This is a genomic window from Winogradskyella psychrotolerans RS-3 (genome assembly GCF_000427335.1).
GTDB classification, from domain to species: domain Bacteria; phylum Bacteroidota; class Bacteroidia; order Flavobacteriales; family Flavobacteriaceae; genus Winogradskyella; species Winogradskyella psychrotolerans.
Genome location: NZ_ATMR01000042.1, coordinates 50,812 through 70,185, shown reverse-complemented (window position 1 = coordinate 70,185; position 19,374 = coordinate 50,812). Strand labels below are relative to the sequence as shown.

At 33.8% G+C, this 19,374-nt stretch carries 21 protein-coding genes and 2 pseudogenes; 14 read left to right on the top strand and 9 right to left on the bottom strand.

Annotation, left to right across the window (positions count from 1 at the left end; genetic code table 11):
- Positions 1-6 precede the first annotated feature (6 nt).
- From ADIWIN_RS03835 to ADIWIN_RS03805, 7 genes are all read left to right on the top strand, one after another.
- Positions 7-789 (top strand): SDR family oxidoreductase, encoded by a 783-nt coding sequence (locus ADIWIN_RS03835; RefSeq protein ID WP_020895353.1) that lies wholly within the window; start codon positions 7-9, stop codon positions 787-789.
- A 99-nt stretch (positions 790-888) separates the two neighbouring features.
- Entirely contained in the window at positions 889-1,425 is a 537-nt protein-coding gene (locus ADIWIN_RS03830; protein WP_020895352.1) for a 3-hydroxyanthranilate 3,4-dioxygenase, read from the top strand.
- A 151-nt stretch (positions 1,426-1,576) separates the two neighbouring features.
- Complete coding sequence (locus ADIWIN_RS03825; protein WP_040756474.1) at positions 1,577-2,665, top strand: amidohydrolase family protein; 1,089 nt, start codon at positions 1,577-1,579, stop codon at positions 2,663-2,665.
- A gap of 36 nt (positions 2,666-2,701) precedes the next feature.
- Entirely contained in the window at positions 2,702-2,914 is a 213-nt protein-coding gene (locus ADIWIN_RS03820) for a hypothetical protein (RefSeq protein WP_040756473.1), read from the top strand.
- Positions 2,915-2,945: 31 nt separating this feature from the next.
- Entirely contained in the window at positions 2,946-3,587 is a 642-nt protein-coding gene (locus ADIWIN_RS03815) for an O-methyltransferase (RefSeq protein WP_020895349.1), read from the top strand.
- 10 nt (positions 3,588-3,597) lie between these two features.
- Entirely contained in the window at positions 3,598-4,377 is a 780-nt protein-coding gene (locus ADIWIN_RS03810; protein WP_020895348.1) for a HipA family kinase, read from the top strand.
- Positions 4,367-4,759, top strand: a complete 393-nt coding sequence (locus ADIWIN_RS03805) for a DUF3037 domain-containing protein (protein WP_020895347.1) — start codon at positions 4,367-4,369, stop codon at positions 4,757-4,759. Before ADIWIN_RS03810 ends, ADIWIN_RS03805 begins: the two co-directional genes overlap by 11 nt.
- Here ADIWIN_RS03805 and ADIWIN_RS21165 read toward each other — a convergent pair.
- The 7 genes and pseudogenes from ADIWIN_RS21165 to ADIWIN_RS19360 all read right to left on the bottom strand — a co-directional run bounded on the left by ADIWIN_RS21165 (position 4,756) and on the right by ADIWIN_RS19360 (position 11,353).
- Entirely contained in the window at positions 4,756-5,748 is a 993-nt protein-coding gene (locus ADIWIN_RS21165) for a S8 family peptidase (protein ID WP_020895346.1), read from the bottom strand. The two genes, ADIWIN_RS03805 and ADIWIN_RS21165, sit on opposite strands and share 4 nt — an antisense overlap.
- A gap of 197 nt (positions 5,749-5,945) precedes the next feature.
- On the bottom strand, positions 5,946-6,329 hold the full coding sequence (locus ADIWIN_RS21160) for a hypothetical protein (RefSeq protein WP_051155397.1): 384 nt from the start codon (positions 6,327-6,329) through the stop codon (positions 5,946-5,948).
- A gap of 115 nt (positions 6,330-6,444) precedes the next feature.
- Entirely contained in the window at positions 6,445-6,720 is a 276-nt protein-coding gene (locus ADIWIN_RS03795; RefSeq protein ID WP_200859784.1) for a Sec-independent protein translocase subunit TatA/TatB, read from the bottom strand.
- Positions 6,721-6,837: 117 nt separating this feature from the next.
- A pseudogene (locus ADIWIN_RS03790) lies at positions 6,838-9,134 on the bottom strand (M1 family metallopeptidase).
- A gap of 62 nt (positions 9,135-9,196) precedes the next feature.
- Positions 9,197-9,703: a DUF6702 family protein gene (locus ADIWIN_RS03785; protein WP_040756472.1), complete on the bottom strand. Its 507-nt coding sequence runs from the start codon at positions 9,701-9,703 to the stop codon at positions 9,197-9,199.
- A gap of 47 nt (positions 9,704-9,750) precedes the next feature.
- Positions 9,751-10,548 (bottom strand): peptidase associated/transthyretin-like domain-containing protein, encoded by a 798-nt coding sequence (locus tag ADIWIN_RS03780; RefSeq protein WP_020895340.1) that lies wholly within the window; start codon positions 10,546-10,548, stop codon positions 9,751-9,753.
- Positions 10,535-11,353 (bottom strand): peptidase associated/transthyretin-like domain-containing protein, encoded by an 819-nt coding sequence (locus ADIWIN_RS19360; protein ID WP_020895339.1) that lies wholly within the window; start codon positions 11,351-11,353, stop codon positions 10,535-10,537. Before ADIWIN_RS19360 ends, ADIWIN_RS03780 begins: the two co-directional genes overlap by 14 nt.
- Before the next feature lie 232 nt (positions 11,354-11,585).
- Here ADIWIN_RS19360 and pepE point away from each other — a divergent pair, with 232 nt between their 5' ends.
- A complete protein-coding gene (gene pepE / locus ADIWIN_RS03770) occupies positions 11,586-12,293 on the top strand; it encodes a dipeptidase PepE (protein ID WP_020895338.1) in 708 nt (235 codons plus the stop codon).
- 116 nt (positions 12,294-12,409) lie between these two features.
- Here the strand turns inward: pepE and ADIWIN_RS03765 are convergent, their stop codons facing one another.
- Positions 12,410-12,805, bottom strand: a complete 396-nt coding sequence (locus ADIWIN_RS03765; protein WP_020895337.1) for an ankyrin repeat domain-containing protein — start codon at positions 12,803-12,805, stop codon at positions 12,410-12,412.
- A gap of 262 nt (positions 12,806-13,067) precedes the next feature.
- Between ADIWIN_RS03765 and gpmI the strand changes: the two genes are divergently transcribed.
- A complete protein-coding gene (gene gpmI, locus ADIWIN_RS03760; RefSeq protein WP_040756470.1) occupies positions 13,068-14,585 on the top strand; it encodes a 2,3-bisphosphoglycerate-independent phosphoglycerate mutase in 1,518 nt (505 codons plus the stop codon).
- Between the two features lie 43 nt (positions 14,586-14,628).
- The gene (locus tag ADIWIN_RS03755) at positions 14,629-15,039 is read left to right on the top strand and encodes a BT0820 family HAD-type phosphatase (RefSeq protein ID WP_020895335.1); all 411 of its coding nucleotides are present in this window, start codon (positions 14,629-14,631) and stop codon (positions 15,037-15,039) included.
- Here ADIWIN_RS03755 and ADIWIN_RS03750 read toward each other — a convergent pair.
- A pseudogene (locus ADIWIN_RS03750) lies at positions 15,036-16,303 on the bottom strand (acetyl-CoA hydrolase/transferase family protein). The gene ADIWIN_RS03755 and the pseudogene ADIWIN_RS03750 sit on opposite strands and share 4 nt — an antisense overlap.
- A 125-nt stretch (positions 16,304-16,428) precedes the next feature.
- Here ADIWIN_RS03750 and map point away from each other — a divergent pair.
- From map to ADIWIN_RS03730, 4 genes are all read left to right on the top strand, one after another.
- Positions 16,429-17,247 carry a type I methionyl aminopeptidase gene (gene map, locus ADIWIN_RS03745; RefSeq protein WP_020895332.1) on the top strand — a complete coding sequence of 273 codons (819 nt, stop codon included), beginning with the start codon at positions 16,429-16,431 and terminating at the stop codon, positions 17,245-17,247.
- A gap of 12 nt (positions 17,248-17,259) precedes the next feature.
- Positions 17,260-18,033, top strand: a complete 774-nt coding sequence (locus ADIWIN_RS03740; RefSeq protein ID WP_020895331.1) for a DUF3050 domain-containing protein — start codon at positions 17,260-17,262, stop codon at positions 18,031-18,033.
- A 126-nt stretch (positions 18,034-18,159) separates the two neighbouring features.
- Positions 18,160-18,540, top strand: a complete 381-nt coding sequence (locus ADIWIN_RS03735) for a GxxExxY protein (RefSeq protein WP_020895330.1) — start codon at positions 18,160-18,162, stop codon at positions 18,538-18,540.
- A gap of 47 nt (positions 18,541-18,587) precedes the next feature.
- On the top strand, positions 18,588-19,370 hold the full coding sequence (locus ADIWIN_RS03730; RefSeq protein ID WP_020895329.1) for a class I SAM-dependent methyltransferase: 783 nt from the start codon (positions 18,588-18,590) through the stop codon (positions 19,368-19,370).
- Positions 19,371-19,374 lie beyond the last annotated feature (4 nt).

Sequence of the window (19,374 nt, the reverse complement as noted above, 5' to 3'; positions counted from 1 at the left end):
AATATTATGGATTTACAATTAAACAACAAATACGCACTAGTTTGCGGAAGCACAGCAGGAATAGGAAAAGCAACAGCACTAGCTTTAGCAGCAGAAGGAGTACAAGTAACCTTAATTGCTAGAAATGAAGATAAATTAAAAGCTACATTAGCCGAGTTACCTCAACAAAGACAACACGATTATATTGTCGCTGATTTCTCAAACCCTACGGAATTGAAAGCCAAAGTATCAGACTATGTTTCTAAACATCATGGATTTCATATTTTAGTAAATAATACTGGCGGCCCAAAAGGAGGTCCTGTTTTTTCAGCAGACGTAGACGAATTTGAATCCGCTTTTACGCAACATTTAAAATGTAATCATGTATTAGTTCAAACGGTTGTTCCGTTTATGAAATCTGAAGGTTATGGTCGTGTAATCAACGTGATTTCAACCTCTGTAAAACAACCTTTAGATGGTTTAGGAGTGAGTAATACGATTCGTGGTGCAGTGGCTAACTGGAGTAAAACGTTAGCCAATGAATTAGGGCAATTTGGTATTACAGTGAATAATGTTTTACCAGGAGCCACAGGTACAGAACGTTTAGCAGAAATCATTAAAAACAAATCAGCTAAAACGGGTAACACTGAAGAAGAAGCAGCCAATGCTATGAAAAGTGCCGTACCAGCCAAACGTTTCGCAAAACCAGAAGAATTAGCAGATGCTATTACTTTTTTAGCAAGTGAACGCGCTGCTTATATTAACGGAATTAATCTTCCTGTTGATGGCGGAAGAACAAAATCTTTGTAACTTTATGACTTGTCATTCCTGCGAACGCAGGAATCCAAAATAAAAGCAATAATAACATAGATTCCTGCCTACGCAGGAATGACAAAAAACAACATAGCCATGAGTAAAATATATCCTCCCATTAATTTTAAAGCGTGGATTGATGAAAACCGTCATTTATTAAAACCACCTGTTGGTAACAAAGTGGTTTGGAAGGATGGTGATTTTATTGTTATGGTCGTTGGTGGACCTAATAGTAGAAAAGATTACCACTATAATGAAACACCAGAGTTTTTCCATCAAATTGAAGGAGATATGGTTTTAAAAATCATTGAAGATGGTGAACCTAAAGACATTCATATTAGAGAAGGTGAGATTTTTCTTTTACCACCAAAAGTTCCACATTCTCCTCAGCGTAGAGCTAATACTGTCGGTTTGGTTATTGAGTATCCTAGAGAAAAAGGTGTTCAGGATGCATTACTTTGGTTCTGTGAAAATTGTACTACCAAATTGTACGAAGAAGATTTCACTGTTGAAAATATTGAAACCGATATGCCTATAATCTTCGACAAATATTATGGAGACAAGGATAAACGTAAATGTCCGAATTGTGGTGAGGTAATGGAACCACCAGAAAAGGTGAAGATCGATAATTAAAGGTCGGATGATTTTCCGAAAAGGAAAAACTCTAAATTCATAAAACAGAACTAACTAAAGGGTTCAATAATAAGTTGAATTCCAATTAATAAGATTCCTGCTTTCGCAGGAATGACAAAACGAGATGCTTCGACTGCGCTCAGCATGACATATGACAAACAAACGTAAACTTAGAATAAACGGCCACTCACATTTACTTCCTTATCCAGAGGAAATCCCTCAATTTATGCAAGATAAAGGGATTTTTTGGGTGGATAAAGACCGCAAATTCATGCTTCAAAAAGATTGGAATCGTCCAATTACAGATTCTAGTTTTTTCCTAAATGAAAAGTTAGCATGGATGGAGCGTTTTAATATTGACCATGCGGTTGTTTTAAATCTATCTCAACTTTACGGAAACGGATTACGTGTTGAGGAGATGAAACAAGCCTTACGTTTTCAGAATGATTTTAATGCCAAAATTCAACATAATCACCCGAGTAAATTTACCTGTGGATTTGTTGTTCATCCTGGGTTTGTTAGAGGAGCATGTTGGGAAATTGAGCGTTGTGTAGAAGTTTTAGGATTACAACTTTTATGTTTACCTACCCATTATATGGATACTATTGGAACATGGCGTTGTATTTTTGATGAGGAAAACGAGCCTATTTTCGAATTAGCAAATAAATACAATCTTGCTGTTGAAATTCATCCTTACGATGGAGAAAAATTTATAAAACTAGAAAACACGTCTTGGAGATTTCACTTAATTTGGATGTTAGCACAATGTGCTGATGCATATCATTTCTTAACTTTAAATGGGTACCAAGACAAATATCCTAATATGCGAACTTGCTTTGCACATGGAGGACAATTGGCACAAATAAACTTAGGAAGACGTATTCAAGGTTTTGATGGTCGTCCAGATTTATTTGAAGGAAAAAGCCATCCAAGAAAAGCGGTTGGTCATAAAAACATATTCTTTGACACACTTGTACACGACACAGGTGGCCTAGAACTATTAATTAGAAATCAAGGCTCTAAACAAGTCTTAATGGGATTAGATGATCCTTACCCACTTGGAGAAATGGAGAGTGAAAAGCAATCGTCTTATCCTGGAAAAATATTAGACTTAGCCGTAGACAGAAAGATTATAACGGAAACCGAATGTGATGCCATTTGGGAAGACAATGTGATACAGTGGTTGTGTGGGGATGATGAAGCCGCGAAACAGAAATTAGTTTCACGCATCCTATCTTAAATCGTTTATATTAAAAATCTTTCAACCAAAATAGTTATGAAAAGAATTGGCGCTTACCTAGCTTTAGCTGGCATCCTACTGATTGTATTACCTTACTTTAATCTTACAATTATGTTTTTAAGTCAGATTGATGAATTAGGCGAAAACACAGCTTTGGCTATTAAAATTGGTCTTATAATCATAGGTGTAATTTTGTTTTTTATGGACAAATTCACAACAAACAACAATAACCACAAAAGCGTAAGTTGATTCATTCAACACTTTTACAATAGAACTATTTATGTATTTCTTACCTGAGGATTTAGATAATTATATCGTTGCCCATTCTGAGCAAGAGCCAGATTTATTACAGCAACTCACCAGAGAAACGTATCAAAAAATATTGCAGCCCATTATGCTTAGTGGCCCTTATCAAGGTCGCGTATTGAGCATGATATCAAAGTTAATTAAACCTCAATCTATTTTAGAATTAGGGACTTTTACTGGCTATGCTACGCTATGTTTAGCGGAAGGACTTCAAAAAAACGGCAGTCTTCATACCATTGATATTAATGAAGAATTGGTTAATTTTCAACGGAAATATTTTGACAAGTCTGAGTATGGACAACAAATTATTCAGCACACAGGAAGTGCTTTAGATATTATTCCGCAATTAGATGAGACATTTGATTTGATTTTTATTGATGCCGACAAACCCAATTACAGTAATTATTTCCATTTAATAATAGATAAGCTAAACCCAGGAGGCATCATACTTTCTGATAATGTATTATGGCATGGAAAAGTAGTTGAACCTGTTGGAGAAAAAGATATTTCAACACAATCTATTTTAAATTACAACCAACTTTTAAAGTCAGACAAAAGAATAGAAACCGTTGTACTCCCTATTAGAGACGGCTTAACCATTAGTAGAAAATTATAATCTACCCAACATGAGTGAAATTGATATAAGAACTGTAGATGTTGTTAAATACATCACTCCCTTAAGAGAAGGCGGTTCGCTTCCCGCTATTGTAGAGGCTAGTGATGGGTTCCTTTATGTTCTAAAATTTAGAGGAGCTGGCCAAGGCACAAAAGCATTAATATCCGAATTTATTGGTGGAGAATTAGCACGAGCCATTGGTTTAAAAGTTCCGGAATTAGTTTTTATGACTTTAGATGATTCCTTTAGTAAAACTGAACCCGATGAAGAAATACAAGATTTACTAAAATTTAGTGTTGGTTTAAATTTGGGATTACATTACTTAAGTGGCTCTATAACTTTTGATCCTTTAGTTTCAGTTGCTGACGCTTTAACGTCTTCTAAAATTGTGCTTTTAGACAGTATCATTAGTAATATAGACCGCACAGTTAAGAATACCAATTTACTAAATTGGAATAAGGAATTGTGGGTTATAGACAATGGTGCAAGTTTCTATTTTCATCACAATTGGGACACATGGAAAAATCATCTCACTAGGACGTTTCCGCTTATTAAAGATCATGTTCTTTTAGAACGTGCGTCGCTTTTAAGTAAGGCTTCTAAAACCATTGTTAATGCGCTTAACGAAAGTACAATTGAAGATATTATTTACAAAATACCTGAAGACTGGCTGACAAATGAATCGGATTCTCTGACACCAGAAGAAATGCGAAGAGCCTATATTGAATACTTAAATTCAAGACTTTTAAAAATTGACACCTTAGTAAAAGAAGCTGAAGATGCACGATAAAGTTACTTTTGAATATGCCATTATTAGACTTGTCCCTAGAGTTGAGCGCGAAGAGTTTTTCAACATTGGAGTGATTTTATTCTCTAAACGAAAGAGATTTCTAGGAGTAAAATTTAAAGTCGACCAACAAAAATTGAATGCATTTTCATGCGAATTAGATTTAGACGCCATAAATAGTTATTTGAAATCTTGGGAATTAATTTCTAAAGGAGAGACCTCTGGAGGAGCTATTGCTCAGTTTGAATTGTCAGACAGATTTAGATGGTTAGCAGCTTCACGAAGCACCGTTATACAAAGTTCTAAAACGCATTCTGGCTTAACGGAAAACCCAGAACTAGAATTACAATCTATTTTTGAAAAACATGTTTTAGACGCTGATTAACATAACGTTTTATATAAAAAAAGCCTCATTATTACTAATGAGGCTTTTGCTTTTATTAAACAATTCTGATTACTGCACAGCTTGTAAAGCATCAATATTACCATAACCAAAACTGCTATTTTATTTGGATAGAATTCAGCAGATTGTTTTAATCTATTAAGGACTTGTGTGCGACTCCAACTTGGGTATCTGGACCATATTAAAGCGGCTATACCAGCCGTAGTTGCTGTCGCGACAGAAGAACCACCTGTATAACGTCGCTGACCATCATTAAATCCTAATACTGGAGGAGCTTTACTTGTAGTATTATCTCCTTCCATTATAATGGTAAAGTCTATTTTATTGCCGCTATGACATGTCTCACAACGCTCATAATTACTTCCATCATTTACACCTGTAACAGCCACAGTTTCGCTCATGGTTGCTGGGAATATAACACCAAATCCATTGGTAAAACTCGTTGATGTTCCGCCTGCAGCAAATATCAATTTATCTTTACTGTAAGCATACTTTACCGCATCTTTAATATTACCAATTGACCACACATAACCTATGGACATAGAAATAATTTTCACATCACTTCTATTACCTAAATCTGTTAAAGCCTGAGACACACCTTTTCTTTCATGATAATCGTTTAATAACACGTCTTCTGTTGCTCTGTAAGCTACTAAATTCGCATTATAGGCAACACCAACCGGCATACCATTATCGTTTCTTGGAGACGCCATGGTAGACCCCATTGCTGTTCCGTGACCACATTTGTCGTGTGGACCATCGTAATTACTGGACCACCACCAATTAGAATCTATAAACGTGCCATATTTCTGAACAAAACGACCAGAGGAATATCCATCGTTAATTCCCACTGAATTTAGTAATGATTGTGTTTTTGAAACTCCAGTATCTATTAAACCAATCGTAACACCAGAGCCTGTAGAAAAATTCCATGCACTTTGAATATTATGTTCATTAAAATGCCAAGACACTTGTGCATTATTAGGAGCTATAGTTGAATAATGTGCTGAACTAATAGAATCTCCACTCGTATCACATCCTGAGCTCGATTTTTCTTGAACCTCACCAGTATAATGATTATAACCATTTGGCTCTAAATACCTAACATTAGCGCTTTCTCTTAAAGCAATAATGGTTTCAAGTTTAGTTACTTCTGCATCAAAAACAGTTAGAATATCATCTTCTTTAAGTTTAAAGTCTGCTTTAGAAACTTTTTCTTCAGTAAGAATAGTAGCGAGTAAACTCTTTTTTTATTTTGAAGATCGGCATCTCCTGCTTCACCAAAACTCTGACCTTCATTTCCGTAACCTACAGTCAGCACATTTTGCCCATGCATTAAGGCGCTCCATAAAAAGTGTGCATTTTCATTATTCCAATCAAAATCTCCTGTAGTTCTAATACTCTCGCTAATTCTTTGATTAATTTGTTCAATAGTTAAAGGATTCTCAGAGAACTCAGCGCTTTCTGCTTCAGTTTCATTAACAGTATCTTTAGAACAAGATACTATGGTAATCGCTATTAGAAGCACTACCAAGGTGTACATTTTTTTCATATAATAAAATTTAGACGATTATTAACTCTCTAAATATATTAAATAAAATGCACTAATTGGTATCAGAATTTATGGTTGTTTCAAAAAGGGAAGTGTAATTTTAAGAAATACGCAATTACTTGTTGCGTTTTAATGATCCTGTAAAGTCTTCAAGATCGTCTTTTACTTTTTTCAATTCATCGGTAACATTTTTAGTTACGTCTGTATCTATAATGTTACTTTCCTTAGCACTTTTAGTCACTTCGTGCTTTATATCGTTAGTTGCATCTTTTAATTGACGCATACCTTTACCTAAACCACGTGCGATTTCAGGTAATTTATCTGCACCAAATACTAATACCACTATTAATAGTATTACCATTATTTCGGCAGCTCCGATAAACAATATTATAAGTTGATGTATCACGATGCAAATATATAGTGAGTTTGTGGATTATACCACTTCAAATTAAAAATAAAAAAAGCCGACTTTAAATAAAGTCGGCTAAATTATATAACAAACTAATTACTAATCCTTTACGGCTTCCTTAAATTTATCGAAATCACTTTCTTTAACTTCTTTAGGCCAAGTATTATTCGTTGTATCAACATCTGCAGTTTCTAAATCTGGATCGACTTGAATTGATACAATTTCCTTGTCGCTAGCAATAGCCTTCGTAACTTCTTTATCATTCAGTCTCCAAACTTGCGCAGGATAAGTTTCTCTAGAAGTGGTACCATCTGCATACGTAAATTTTACGATTAGCGGCATCACCAATCCACCTGGCTTATCAAATGTAATTTGATAAAAATACTTCGGAGCAATTTTCATTTCCTTCTGTTCTTTTGGCGTAAAATTATCCATGATATATTCTTTTACTGTAGGTAAATCGTCTATTGATGCATTTGTTTTTATAGCATCTTCATACCCTTCAGCACCTTCTTCAATAAAATATACTAAGCTTTTAGGATCTCTATTATAACGTTCAGCTAATCGTTTTCCATTTTCATTTGGAGTTCCTGTTACTGCAAAACGCTTTACTTCTTTTATACCAATATCTGTATAATCTGTGGTATAGAACCAACCTCTCCAAAACCAATCTAAATCTACCGCAGATGCATCTTCCATTGTACGAAAGAAGTCTTCTGGAGTTGGGTGTTTAAATTTCCAACGGTTTGCGTATTCTTTAAATGAATAATCAAATAGGTCTCGTCCCATTACCGTTTCTCTTAAAATATTTAAGGCTGTAGCTGGCTTACTGTAAGCATTATTTCCAAATTGGTATGTATTTAAACCTTTGGTCATTATAGGCGCAATATAGTCTTGATCTCCTCCCATATACCTTACGATGTTTTTAGCAGGGCCTCGTCGTGATGGAAATGCTTTATCATTAGGTGATAATGCACCAGGATACCATTTTCCAAAATCTTGTTCCGCAACATATTGTGTAAATGTATTTAAACCTTCATCCATCCATGTCCATTGGCGTTCATCACTATTTACAATCATTGGGAACCAGTTATGCCCAACCTCATGAATAATAACTCCAATCATTCCATATTTTGTTCTATCTGAATAATTTCCTTCTTTATCAGGACGACCAAAATTAAAACAAATCATTGGGTACTCCATACCCATTGGTGCATGTACTGAGATTGCTTTATGGTAAGGGTAATCAAATGTCATTCTTGAGTATGTTCTTAAAGTACTCGCAACAGACTTTGTTGACCATTGCTCCCAAAGTGGATTTCCTTCTTTAGAATATAAGGACACCGCCATTACGTCTTTTTCTCCTAATTTCACAGCCATCATATCCCATAAAAATTTACGAGAGGTTGCAAAACCAAAATCACGAACCATCTGAGCAGACAGTTTCCATGTTTTTTTATTTTACTTTTAGATTTCTCTGTAACTTCTGCTTCTGCTTGTGTTACAATCATTACAGGTTCATCGTAAGATTTTTTAGCCTTATTAAAACGCTTCATCATATCTTTAGTAAATACCTCTTCTCGATTTACTAAATGCCCTGTACCATCTAATATATGATCTGCAGGCACAGTAATGTTCACATCAAAATTACCAAATGGTAACGCAAACTCATCACGTCCCCAAAATTGAGAATTTTGCCAACCTTCTACATCATTATAAACAGCCATACGTGGATAGAACTGAGCCATTACATAAATACGGTTATCGTTTTCTTCAAAATACTCATATCCTGAACGTCCACCATCCTTTACATGGTCATTAATATTGTACCACCATTTTATCTTGAACGAAAATTTCTCACCAGATTTTAAAACCTTTGGCAACTCTACGCGCATCATTGTGCGGTTTATAGTATGAGGCAAATCCTTACCATTAACATCCTTAACATGCTCTATATTAAAACCACCATCAAAAGATTCTTTTAAATACGAGTTTACAGCTCTAGAAGATACTGTAGCAGGAGAAATACCAGAACTACTAATAAGTGGTGTTTTAGAATCTCTTGCACGCATATTCTGATCCAATTGCACCCAAAGATACCTTAAGTCATCTGGCGAATTATTGGTATACGTAATCGTCTCGTCACCATGCAATTTTGCATTGACATCATCAATTTCAATATCCATTTTGTAATCTGCCTGCTGCTGATAATATCCAGGTCCCGGAGCTCCAGAACCGGTTCTAAAAACGTTAGGAGTAGAAAACTCTTCGTACAACTGCTTGAATTTGTTTTCATTAGTATGACCCTGTTGGCGTTCTGCCTTTGCGTCATCTTGAGCGTATGTGCTAAACGACGTAAAAAGAAGAGCACATAGGAAAAATTTAAAGATTTTCATAAAAGATTTTTGTTGTTAAAGTGGTGACTAAAGTATGAATTTATAATGGCTTTGATATTGTATTACTTAAAATTTAACACGCAAGTATCATTCTCTGGCACCAATAAAAAGCTCTTGTTTTTACCTAAAAGTTTTAATCTAACAATATTTTGTTGGTCTGAAAACACATCGAATAAAACTTGATTGGTAATCGCGATAGATTTAATATTTGCAACATTTTCTACTTCTAAATAGCAGTACGTAATATCGTCTTTGTATTCCTTTCCTATAAATTTAAAATTTACCTCAGCACCATTGACTTTAATTTTCAATTTATCAGTTACATACCTATTCATGTAGGTTTCTACTGATTCTGATTCATCTTCACTATTAAGTGTTATGCTTTCATCATATCGTTTTCGTAATAAAGTTTCAAAATCATCAATAAAAATCTGACTTATAATTTGAAGTGACTTTTGCTCTTTAGCATATTCCACTTCTGTTACACTGACGTAATATTCGTGTGAATTAGAATTGGAGATTAAAAATGGAAGTGTAAAAAGAAGGATTAAAAAGTATCGTAATTTCATGTTTTATTTTTGGGTTGTATTATGCGTTTAGAAAACGCATTCCAAAGTTAGTCTTTAGTTACCGATTTTCTATTTTCTTGATATACTTTTAGCTTTGTTTGTAAAAATTCTAGCATTGTTATATCATCATTTTTATTGCATAATGTTAAGAATTCATCGTCTTCTTGACAAAATAGAAAATACTCAGCACGTAGATTTTCAGCTAAAGAATCATTTTCAAAAATATAATTTTCATAGTTATTTTTCATGTGATCTATACATGCACTACGATCGTCTAGTTCTACAATAGCTTTTAACTTTTTTGTTCGACCACTAATGGTATTTAACACTTTAAAGAAATTAACACTAAACCCCAAACCTACACTACCCCAAGATCCACCATCTGCATCGTATAATTTTCGTTCATTTTGGGTAAGTTGTTTTCCTTTATAACCTGGTATTCCGAGATCGTAGAAATTAATTTCGGGTTTAACTTTAAGATTTTGAAGATCGGATTCTAAGCTTCCGGTTAAGATTTTACCGACAATGACTTCATTTAACTTGTTTACACTCTCAATCATTTGAACGTATAACTCACCTAAACTCATTACAGTTTCAGAAATAACAACCTCTTGTGTTTGATATTTTACTCCAGAAATCACCAAAGTATCTAGAGCTTTAGCAAGAATCACAAAACTTCCATCTTCATTAGAAATGGTATATTTTGCTGCAGTTTTGTTTTGAATATGAAGTCCTTCGACCTCATCGTTAGCAATTAACTTACCGTTTAAATCGCTCCGCTGTGCATTAACAAAAACCACACTTAAAAAGGCAGTGAAAACATATAGAATTTTACTCTTTTTCAACAGTATCTTTTAAAAACGCTTTACTTAACTGAGAAATACGTTCTAAAAGTAGCATTTCCTTATTTTCTTCAAATAAGCTATCATCTATGCCTTCTTTATCTGCATAATCAATAAATGACTCTACCTGATCTAAAGGTATATCAAAATTATTGTGAATATAATTTATACTATAGGTATCTAAAGCTTTCTTAAAAGGTGTTTTTTCTAACATAACATCTTTCTTACTTTTAAATTTGATTTTACTAAAATCAACCACGTTTTTAATTAAAAATCCTGCTACATTAACCAAATCCACCATATCTCCCATATGCGGATTGTATTCGTTAAAAGCCAAATTATCTGCTTTGGTCTTATAATCTGCAGAGAATTCAAAATCCTCAATATTATCTAAACCAAAATAAACGGCGTCTAAGCTTACGTTATAGGTTCTAACGCTTTCTAGATCGGCTCCCAAGTTGCCCGTTAGGTCAAATGGAAGTAACACCACTTCATCTAATTTATTGACTTCTTCAACAAGAATAACCGTTAAACGTTTAGACAATATAATCTTGTCTGTAATTACAACGTTAAAATCTTTAAATTGAAGCGCCCCAAATTCTACAACATCATTGAGTGCTACTTTTATTTCAAAATTTCCCTCTTCGTCTGTATATGTTCCTTTATTTGAAGACGAATTATAAACAGCAACGCCTTCTTTATCTTCGGTTGACACGACGATTCTACCGTTTACGGCAACCCTTTCAACATCTTGACTAAAAGCAGTTAAAGTAGCAATTCCGAATATTAAGAGTAGTATTTTTTTCATATGTTTTAACTATTTTTTTATTATTGTCACATGCTGTTAGCGATTAATCATTTCCTTAACTGAAAACAATTTTAACATGCTCATTTCACGATTTTATTTCTTGTACTAAATTTCGGGTATATTCTTCAATTCTCATAGGAATTGACTAGTAAATGTTTGTTAAATTAGAAAATAGAAGAATTCATAAAGATTAACGTTCTTTGTAAAACTGTATAATTAAAATATTACTATTTTGAAATCAATTATTATTGCAAGTACTTCTACAATCCATGGCAGTGGTTATTTAGACTATTTATTAGATGAACTTCAAGGTCATTTTAAATCTGTAAATGAAATTCTATTTATTCCTTATGCCAGGCCAGGTGGAATTTCGCATGATGATTACACAAGTATAGTTTCTAAAGCTTTTAATACCATTGGAAAAACAGTAAAAGGCATTCACCAATTTGAAAATGCAGAAGAAGCCGTTAAAAACGCACAAGGTATTTTTGTTGGCGGAGGTAATACGTTTGTACTGGTTTCACAGCTTTATAGAAATAAAGTATTACTACCTATAAAAGAAGCCGTTAAAAACGGAACACCCTATTTAGGTACAAGTGCAGGTAGTAATATTTGTGGTTTAACGATGAATACCACTAATGATATGCCAATTGTATATCCTCCGAGTTTTAAAACTTTAGGATTAGTACCTTTTAATATCAATCCGCATTATTTAGATCCTATGGAAGGTAGTACGCATATGGGTGAAACGAGAGAAACTCGAATTAAAGAATTTCATGCCTATAATAATCAACCTGTTATTGGTTTACGAGAAGGAAGCTGGATTGCTGTTGAAGGAGACAAACTTACGTTAAAAGGAACTTTAAAAGCTCGGATTTTTCAACACAATAAGGAGCCTTATGAAATTGCCACTAATACCGATTTAGGCTTTTTAAAATAGTTTCAGACCCTATTCATATGCAATAATTAAAAAGTGGAAAACAAATCAGTTATAGAAACAAAAAAGCGTCCTTTGGACGCTTTTTTCAACTAACTAACTCAAATAATTGTCTACTCCTAGACATCTTTGTTTTTAAAACGTTTAAGAAACATCTCTGCTTCTTTCGCATTAGATTTTTGTGCATGTCTTACTGCTGTATAGCCCATATCACAAGATTGGTGAATTTTTGAACCCGCAGTGATTAATGCTTTAATAATTTCTACACGATTATATTTTGCTGCGTAGTGAATTGGCATCATTCCATTAGACTTTGCATTGACATCTACACCTGCTTTTATAAGCTTATTAACTTCGTCTAAGTCACCTGTAGCAACGGCCTTACATAAAGGACTGACCTCAACAGTTTTTACAATGACCTCATTTAAGCCCGAAGTTAAAATGTCATTAGATGCATTTACGTTTGAAATTGTGAAGCCTAATGCTAAGGCTAAAACGATTACTGATTTTTTCATGATGAAAGATTTTAAATTTAATTGATTGTTTTTTGATTATACTAAATAGACGACATATTGCTTGAAGTGTTACACCAAAAAATATTTTATAACATTTCTTTAACGCTTTGAAAATAAATATGTTAATATCATCACAAAACGTAAAGAGATCTTTACGAACTAATTAGAAAGACTTAAAATAGAGTTAACATGTCAAATTTTTTTAACATACAGATTTGTTGTAGCGTTGTATGTATTATCTTTGATACTCAAAATATTTCACATGAATAAAAAGGTTATTTTAATGATTTTAGATGGTTGGGGAAAATCACCCGATCCTAAAGTCTCTGCTATAGACAACGCAAACACTCCATTTATAGATTCACTTTACACTAAATACCCAAGTGCCAGTTTAAGAACTGACGGTTTACACGTTGGTTTACCAGAAGGACAAATGGGAAATAGTGAAGTTGGACACATGAACTTGGGTGCTGGACGAATTGTATATCAAGATTTAGTAAAAATTAACCTTGCTGTAGAAAATAATACCCTTAGAGAAGAGCCTGTTTTAAAAACCGCTTTCGAATACGCTAAAGTCAATAATAAAAACGTACACCTACTAGGCTTAGTGAGTGATGGTGGAGTGCATTCTCATATTAATCATCTTTTCGGACTCTTAAACGCCACACATGATTACGGACTAAAAAACGTCTTTGTACATGCATTTACAGATGGTAGAGATGTAGATCCAAAATCTGGATTTGGTTTTATTTCTAAATTAGAAGATCACTTAGAAAAAACCTCAGGAAAACTAGCAACCGTATCTGGTCGTTATTATGCCATGGATAGAGATAAGCGTTGGGAACGTGTGAAGATTGTTTATGATGCGTTAGTAAATGGTGAAGGAGAAAAAACCAAAGATGTATTACAATCGATTCAAGACAATTACGAAAACGACATTACAGACGAATTTATAAAACCTTTAATTGTAACAGGTAATGATAACCAACCTGTGGCAACTATTAAGGAAGATGATGTTGTAATCTTTTTCAACTTTAGAACCGATCGTGGAAGACAACTGACAGAAGCATTGACACAAAAAGATTTTCATGAGTATAACATGCACAAAATGAATCTTAATTATGTGACTATTACTAATTACGATAACACCTTTAAAGGAATTAATGTTGTTTTCAACAAAGATAACCTTACAGAAACCTTAGGTGAAGTCCTAGAAAAACATCATAAAAAGCAAATTCGTATTGCTGAGACAGAGAAGTATCCTCATGTTACATTTTTCTTTTCAGGTGGACAAGAAAAACCATTTGAAGGAGAAACTCGAATTTTAAGAAACTCACCAAAAGTAGCGACCTATGATTTAAAACCAGAAATGAGTGTTTATGAATTAACAGAAGCGCTTATTCCTGAACTTAAAAAAGGAGAGGTTGATTTTGTATGTCTAAATTTTGCCAATGGTGATATGGTTGGTCATACAGGAGTTATGCAAGCAGCGATAGAAGCTTGTGAACATGTTGACAAATGCGTTAAAGAAGTTGTAACTACAGCCTTAGAGAATGATTATACCACTATTTTAATTGCTGATCATGGTAACTGCGAAACGATGATAAATCCTGATGGCAGTCCAAACACAGCTCATACAACTAATCCTGTTCCAATTATATTAATAGACAAAGATTTAAAAAACATTAAAGACGGTGTTTTAGGCGATATAGCTCCAACCATTTTAAAATTAATTGGTGTACCTCAGCCTAAAGCAATGACTAGAGAAAGTCTTGTATAAATTTCTTAATAGTGTAACTTTGCCCTAGATTATAATAAATAGCATGAATTTTCAAAATAGATTAATAGTGGCCGTAGATTTCGATGGCACCATTGTAGAAGATGCCTATCCTAAAATTGGAAAAACGCGCATCTTTGCTTTTGAAACCTTAAAAAAGCTTCAAGAAGATGGTCATCGATTAATTCTTTGGACCTATAGAAATGGTGCAAAACTACAAGAGGCTGTTGATTTCTGTAAAGATAATGGCATTGAATTCTATGCCGTAAATGCTAGTTTTCCTGAAGAAAAATACGATTACAGTAGAAGTCGAAAAATTCATGCCGATCTTTTTATTGATGATAGAAACATCGGAGGTATTCTCGGTTGGGGCGAAGTTTATCAAATTATCACCAATGAAGAACCTAAAATTCCTACTGCTAATAAAAAGTGGTGGCAATTTCAGTTAATCTTCTAGTTTATTAAATTAAAATAAGATTTCTCAATTTCCTCACTGTGATCTGGATGTGCTATATTGACTAAAGCTTTAACTCTGTTTTTAATTGTTTTACCATATAGATTCGCAATCCCGTACTCCGTAACGACATAATGTACATGCGCTCTCGTTGTTACAACTCCTGCACCTGGTTTTAAAACAGGAACAATTCTACTGATTCCATTTTTAGTTACTGATGGTAAGGCAATAATAGCTTTACCTCCATCACTTAATGATGCTCCTCTAATAAAATCCATTTGTCCACCAACACCAGAATACATACCAGAACCTATAGAATCTGCACATACTTGACCTGTTACATCAACCTCAATTGCAGAATTGATGGCAACCATCTTAGGATTCTGTTTAATATATGCTGCGTTATTTGTGTAATTTGAAGCGCGCATTTCTACAAACGGGTTATCATCTACATAATCATACAAGCGTTTAGAACCCATTACAAAAGTAGAAAGCGCTCGTCCACGATTAATCTTTTTATAGTTACCGTTTATAACATTATTAAGAATTAAATCTATAACTCCATCCGAAAACATCTCCGTATGTAAACCTAAATCTTTGTGATTCGTTAACTGTGTTAAAACGGCGTTAGGAATAGAACCAATTCCCATTTGAAGTGTACTTCTATCCTCTATTAAACTGGCAACGTATTCTCCTATTTTAAGTTCTATAGCATTAGGTTCAGCCATGAGATGTACTGGCAATTCTTCATTCGATTCTACAAAATAATCGATTTCTGAACTATGAATAATTCCTGCGCCATGCGTTCTTGGCATTTGCGGATTTACTTGAGCAATCACAGTCTTAGCATTATCTATAGCAGCCAAAATAGCCTCAACAGAAACACCTAAAGAACAATACCCATGACGATCTGGAACAGAAACATGAATTAAAACCACATCAAGTTCTAAAATGCGTTGCTGAAAAAGACGCGGTAATTCACTTAAAAAAACAGGAGTATAAGATCCATTACCCGCTTTTATGGTATGTCTTACATTTTTTCCAAGAAAAAAGAATTAACATGGAAGCTGTCTTTCAATTCCGGATTAGCATAAGGAGCAACTCCTTCGGTATGCAACTGACAAACCTCAACATTACGAAGTTCTTCATGTCTTGCCGATAACGCCTTAACAAGTACTTGTGGTGCCGCAGCTGCTGCTTGAATATAGACACGATCATTAGACTTCACAACTTTTAAAGCCTCTTCTGCGGAAACAATTCTATACATAGTTATACCATTTAATTCTGCAAACATATAATAGAAAACTTATTTTTAAACTGTTATATATCATGTTTTAGAAATACTTAAGAATTGTTATAATTCCCTATCTTTGCCGCTCAATATTTTGAATCATGATTATAGTAAAAACAGCAGAAGAGATTGAATTAATGCGTCAAAGTGCGCTCATCGTATCTAAAACCTTAGGTATGTTGGCTAAAGAAACCAAAGAAGGTGTAACCACGAATCATTTAGATGCTATCGCTGAAGAATTCATTCGGGATCATGGTGCTTTACCTGGCTTTAAAGGCCTTTATGATTGTCCCTCAACGCTGCTTTGTAGTGTTAATGAAGCTGTAGTTCATGGTTTACCAACAGACATTCCATTACAGGATGGTGACATTGTCTCAATAGATTGTGGTTCATTTATGAATGGCTTTTATGGCGATCATGCTTATACTTTTGAAATTGGAAATGTTGCAGAAGAGACTAAGAAACTCATTCAGATTACTAAAGAATCACTTTATAAAGGTATTGAACAATTAAAAATTGGCAATCGCGTTGGCGATGTAGGTTTTGCAATTCAACAATTTACCGAAGCAGAAGGCTATGGTGTGGTTAGAGAATTAGTTGGTCATGGTTTAGGAAGAAAAATGCATGAAGATCCTGAAATGCCTAATTACGGAAAACGTGGCCGTGGCAAAAAATTTATTGAAGGTATGGTGGTTGCCATTGAGCCTATGATCAACTTAGGAACGCATAAAGTAAAACAATTGAGTGATGGTTGGACGATTGTAACACAAGACGGAAAACCAAGTGTACATTTTGAACACGATGTTGCTATTGTTGACGGTAAGCCAGAAATACTTTCTACGTTTGCCTATGTACATGAAGCTTTAGGAATTGTAACCAAAGAAGAAGAACCTTTTAGACAAAACGCATTAGTACTCTAATTATATACAGTTATGACCATTGCACACTTAGAGAATGAATTAAGCTCTTTAAGAGCAGAACTCAACGCTCATAAATTATATAGTGCTTTATCATCTATTGATGATATAAAAACTTTTATGGAGCAACATGTGTTTGCCGTTTGGGATTTTATGTCTTTATTAAAAGCGCTTCAAAATCAATTAACGAACACTAGAGTGCCTTGGACTCCTGTTAAAAATCCATCGACGGCTCGTTTTATTAACGAGATTGTTCTTGGTGAAGAAAGTGATATTAATGAGTTTGGTGAACCTAAAAGTCATTATGAAATGTATTTAGATGCGATGCACCAAATTGGAGCAAGCACTTCGCAAATTGAAAGTTTTGTTAATCATATTCAAAATATTGATTCTGTTTCTATTGCAGCAGAAAAAGTAACTTTGAATGCTGAAACATTAAAATTTGTAGATTTTACATTTAAGGTAATTGCAACAAATGAATCGCACAAAATTGCCTCGGCTTTTACTTTTGGTCGTGAAGATGTAATACCTGATATGTTTTTTCAAATTATTAATCAGTCTAAAACCAGCGACAATACCTATAGTAAGCTAACCTATTATTTAAAGCGTCATATTGAATTAGATGGTGATGAACACGGCCCACTTTCATTAAAAATGATAGAGGAATTATGTGGTAATGATAAACAAAAATGGAATGAGGCTTTAGACGTTGCCAAAGCCGCTTTACAACATAGAATTGCACTTTGGGATGGTATTTATGATTTAATTTCTAGTCAAATAGAAGCGTAAATATTATTTTTATTTTCTGAATTAAGTAACGGTATTGTTTCTTACTATCACTAAATAGTTATTTCTCAGAGATACTTAGAGTTTTCACGGAGATTCACGGAGCGTTTTGAGTATAATTTTGATATTATGGTTTACGATAAAATTACGGAAAATATTATTGGAGCAGCTATAGAAGTGCATAAAGAACTTGGCCCAGGCCTATTAGAATCCGCTTATCAGGACTGTTTGTTTTATGAATTAAAAGTATTAGGCTATTCAGTTCAAAAAGAAGTTTCAAGACCAATTATTTATAAAGACATCACGTTAGATCACGGTTACAGAATTGATATATTAGTAGAAAACAAAATAGTTATTGAACTAAAAACTGTTGAGAAATTTACAGATGTTCATACCGCTCAAATATTGACTTACATGAAATTAGGGGATTACCCAATAGGACTATTACTTAACTTTAATACTAAGCTTCTAAAAAACGGAATAAAAAAATTCATAAACACAATCCAGTAAGAACTCCGCGAAACTCTGTGTGTCTTTGTGTATCTCTGAGTAACACTATGAAAAAACTTTTTAAACTTATATTAAACACCATACCAAGACCTTTACTCATAAGATTAAGCTACGTGGCACGCCCAATATTAGCTTTCTTTTTAAAAGGAGATACATTCACGGATCCCATTGACAACAAAAGCTTTAAAACGTTTTTACCTTATGGTTACGGTAACCAAAGAAATAATGTATTATCACCATCTACATTAAGTTTAGAACGTCATAGATTATTGTGGTTATACCTTAATAAAGAAACTAATTTTTTTTCAAGAGATACTGAATCAAGTTCAGCATTAAGTGTACTTCATTTTGCGCCTGAACAATGTTTTTTAAAACGTTTTAGAAGTCTTAAAAACTTAAAATATACGACTACAGATTTACTGTCTCCTATTGCAGATGTTAAGGCTGATATTTGCGACCTTCCTTTTGAAGATAATAGTTATGATGTAATTCTTTGTAATCATGTTTTAGAGCATATCCCAGATGATACTAAAGCCATGCAAGAATTATACAGAGTAATGAAACCTGGTGGGTATGGTATTTTTCAGATTCCACAAGAATTAGATAGAGCGGTGACTTTTGAAGACGATTCTATTACAGACAGAGATGAGCGTGCTAAAATTTTTGGACAATACGATCATGTTCGTGTTTATGGTCGTGATTATTTTGATAAGCTGCGTTCTATAGGTTTTAAAGTTGAAGAAGTGGATTACACGGCTTCACTTTCTAACGAAGACATTGAAAAATACTGCCTAGCGAAAGGTGAAATTATTCCTGTAGTTTATAAATAAAATA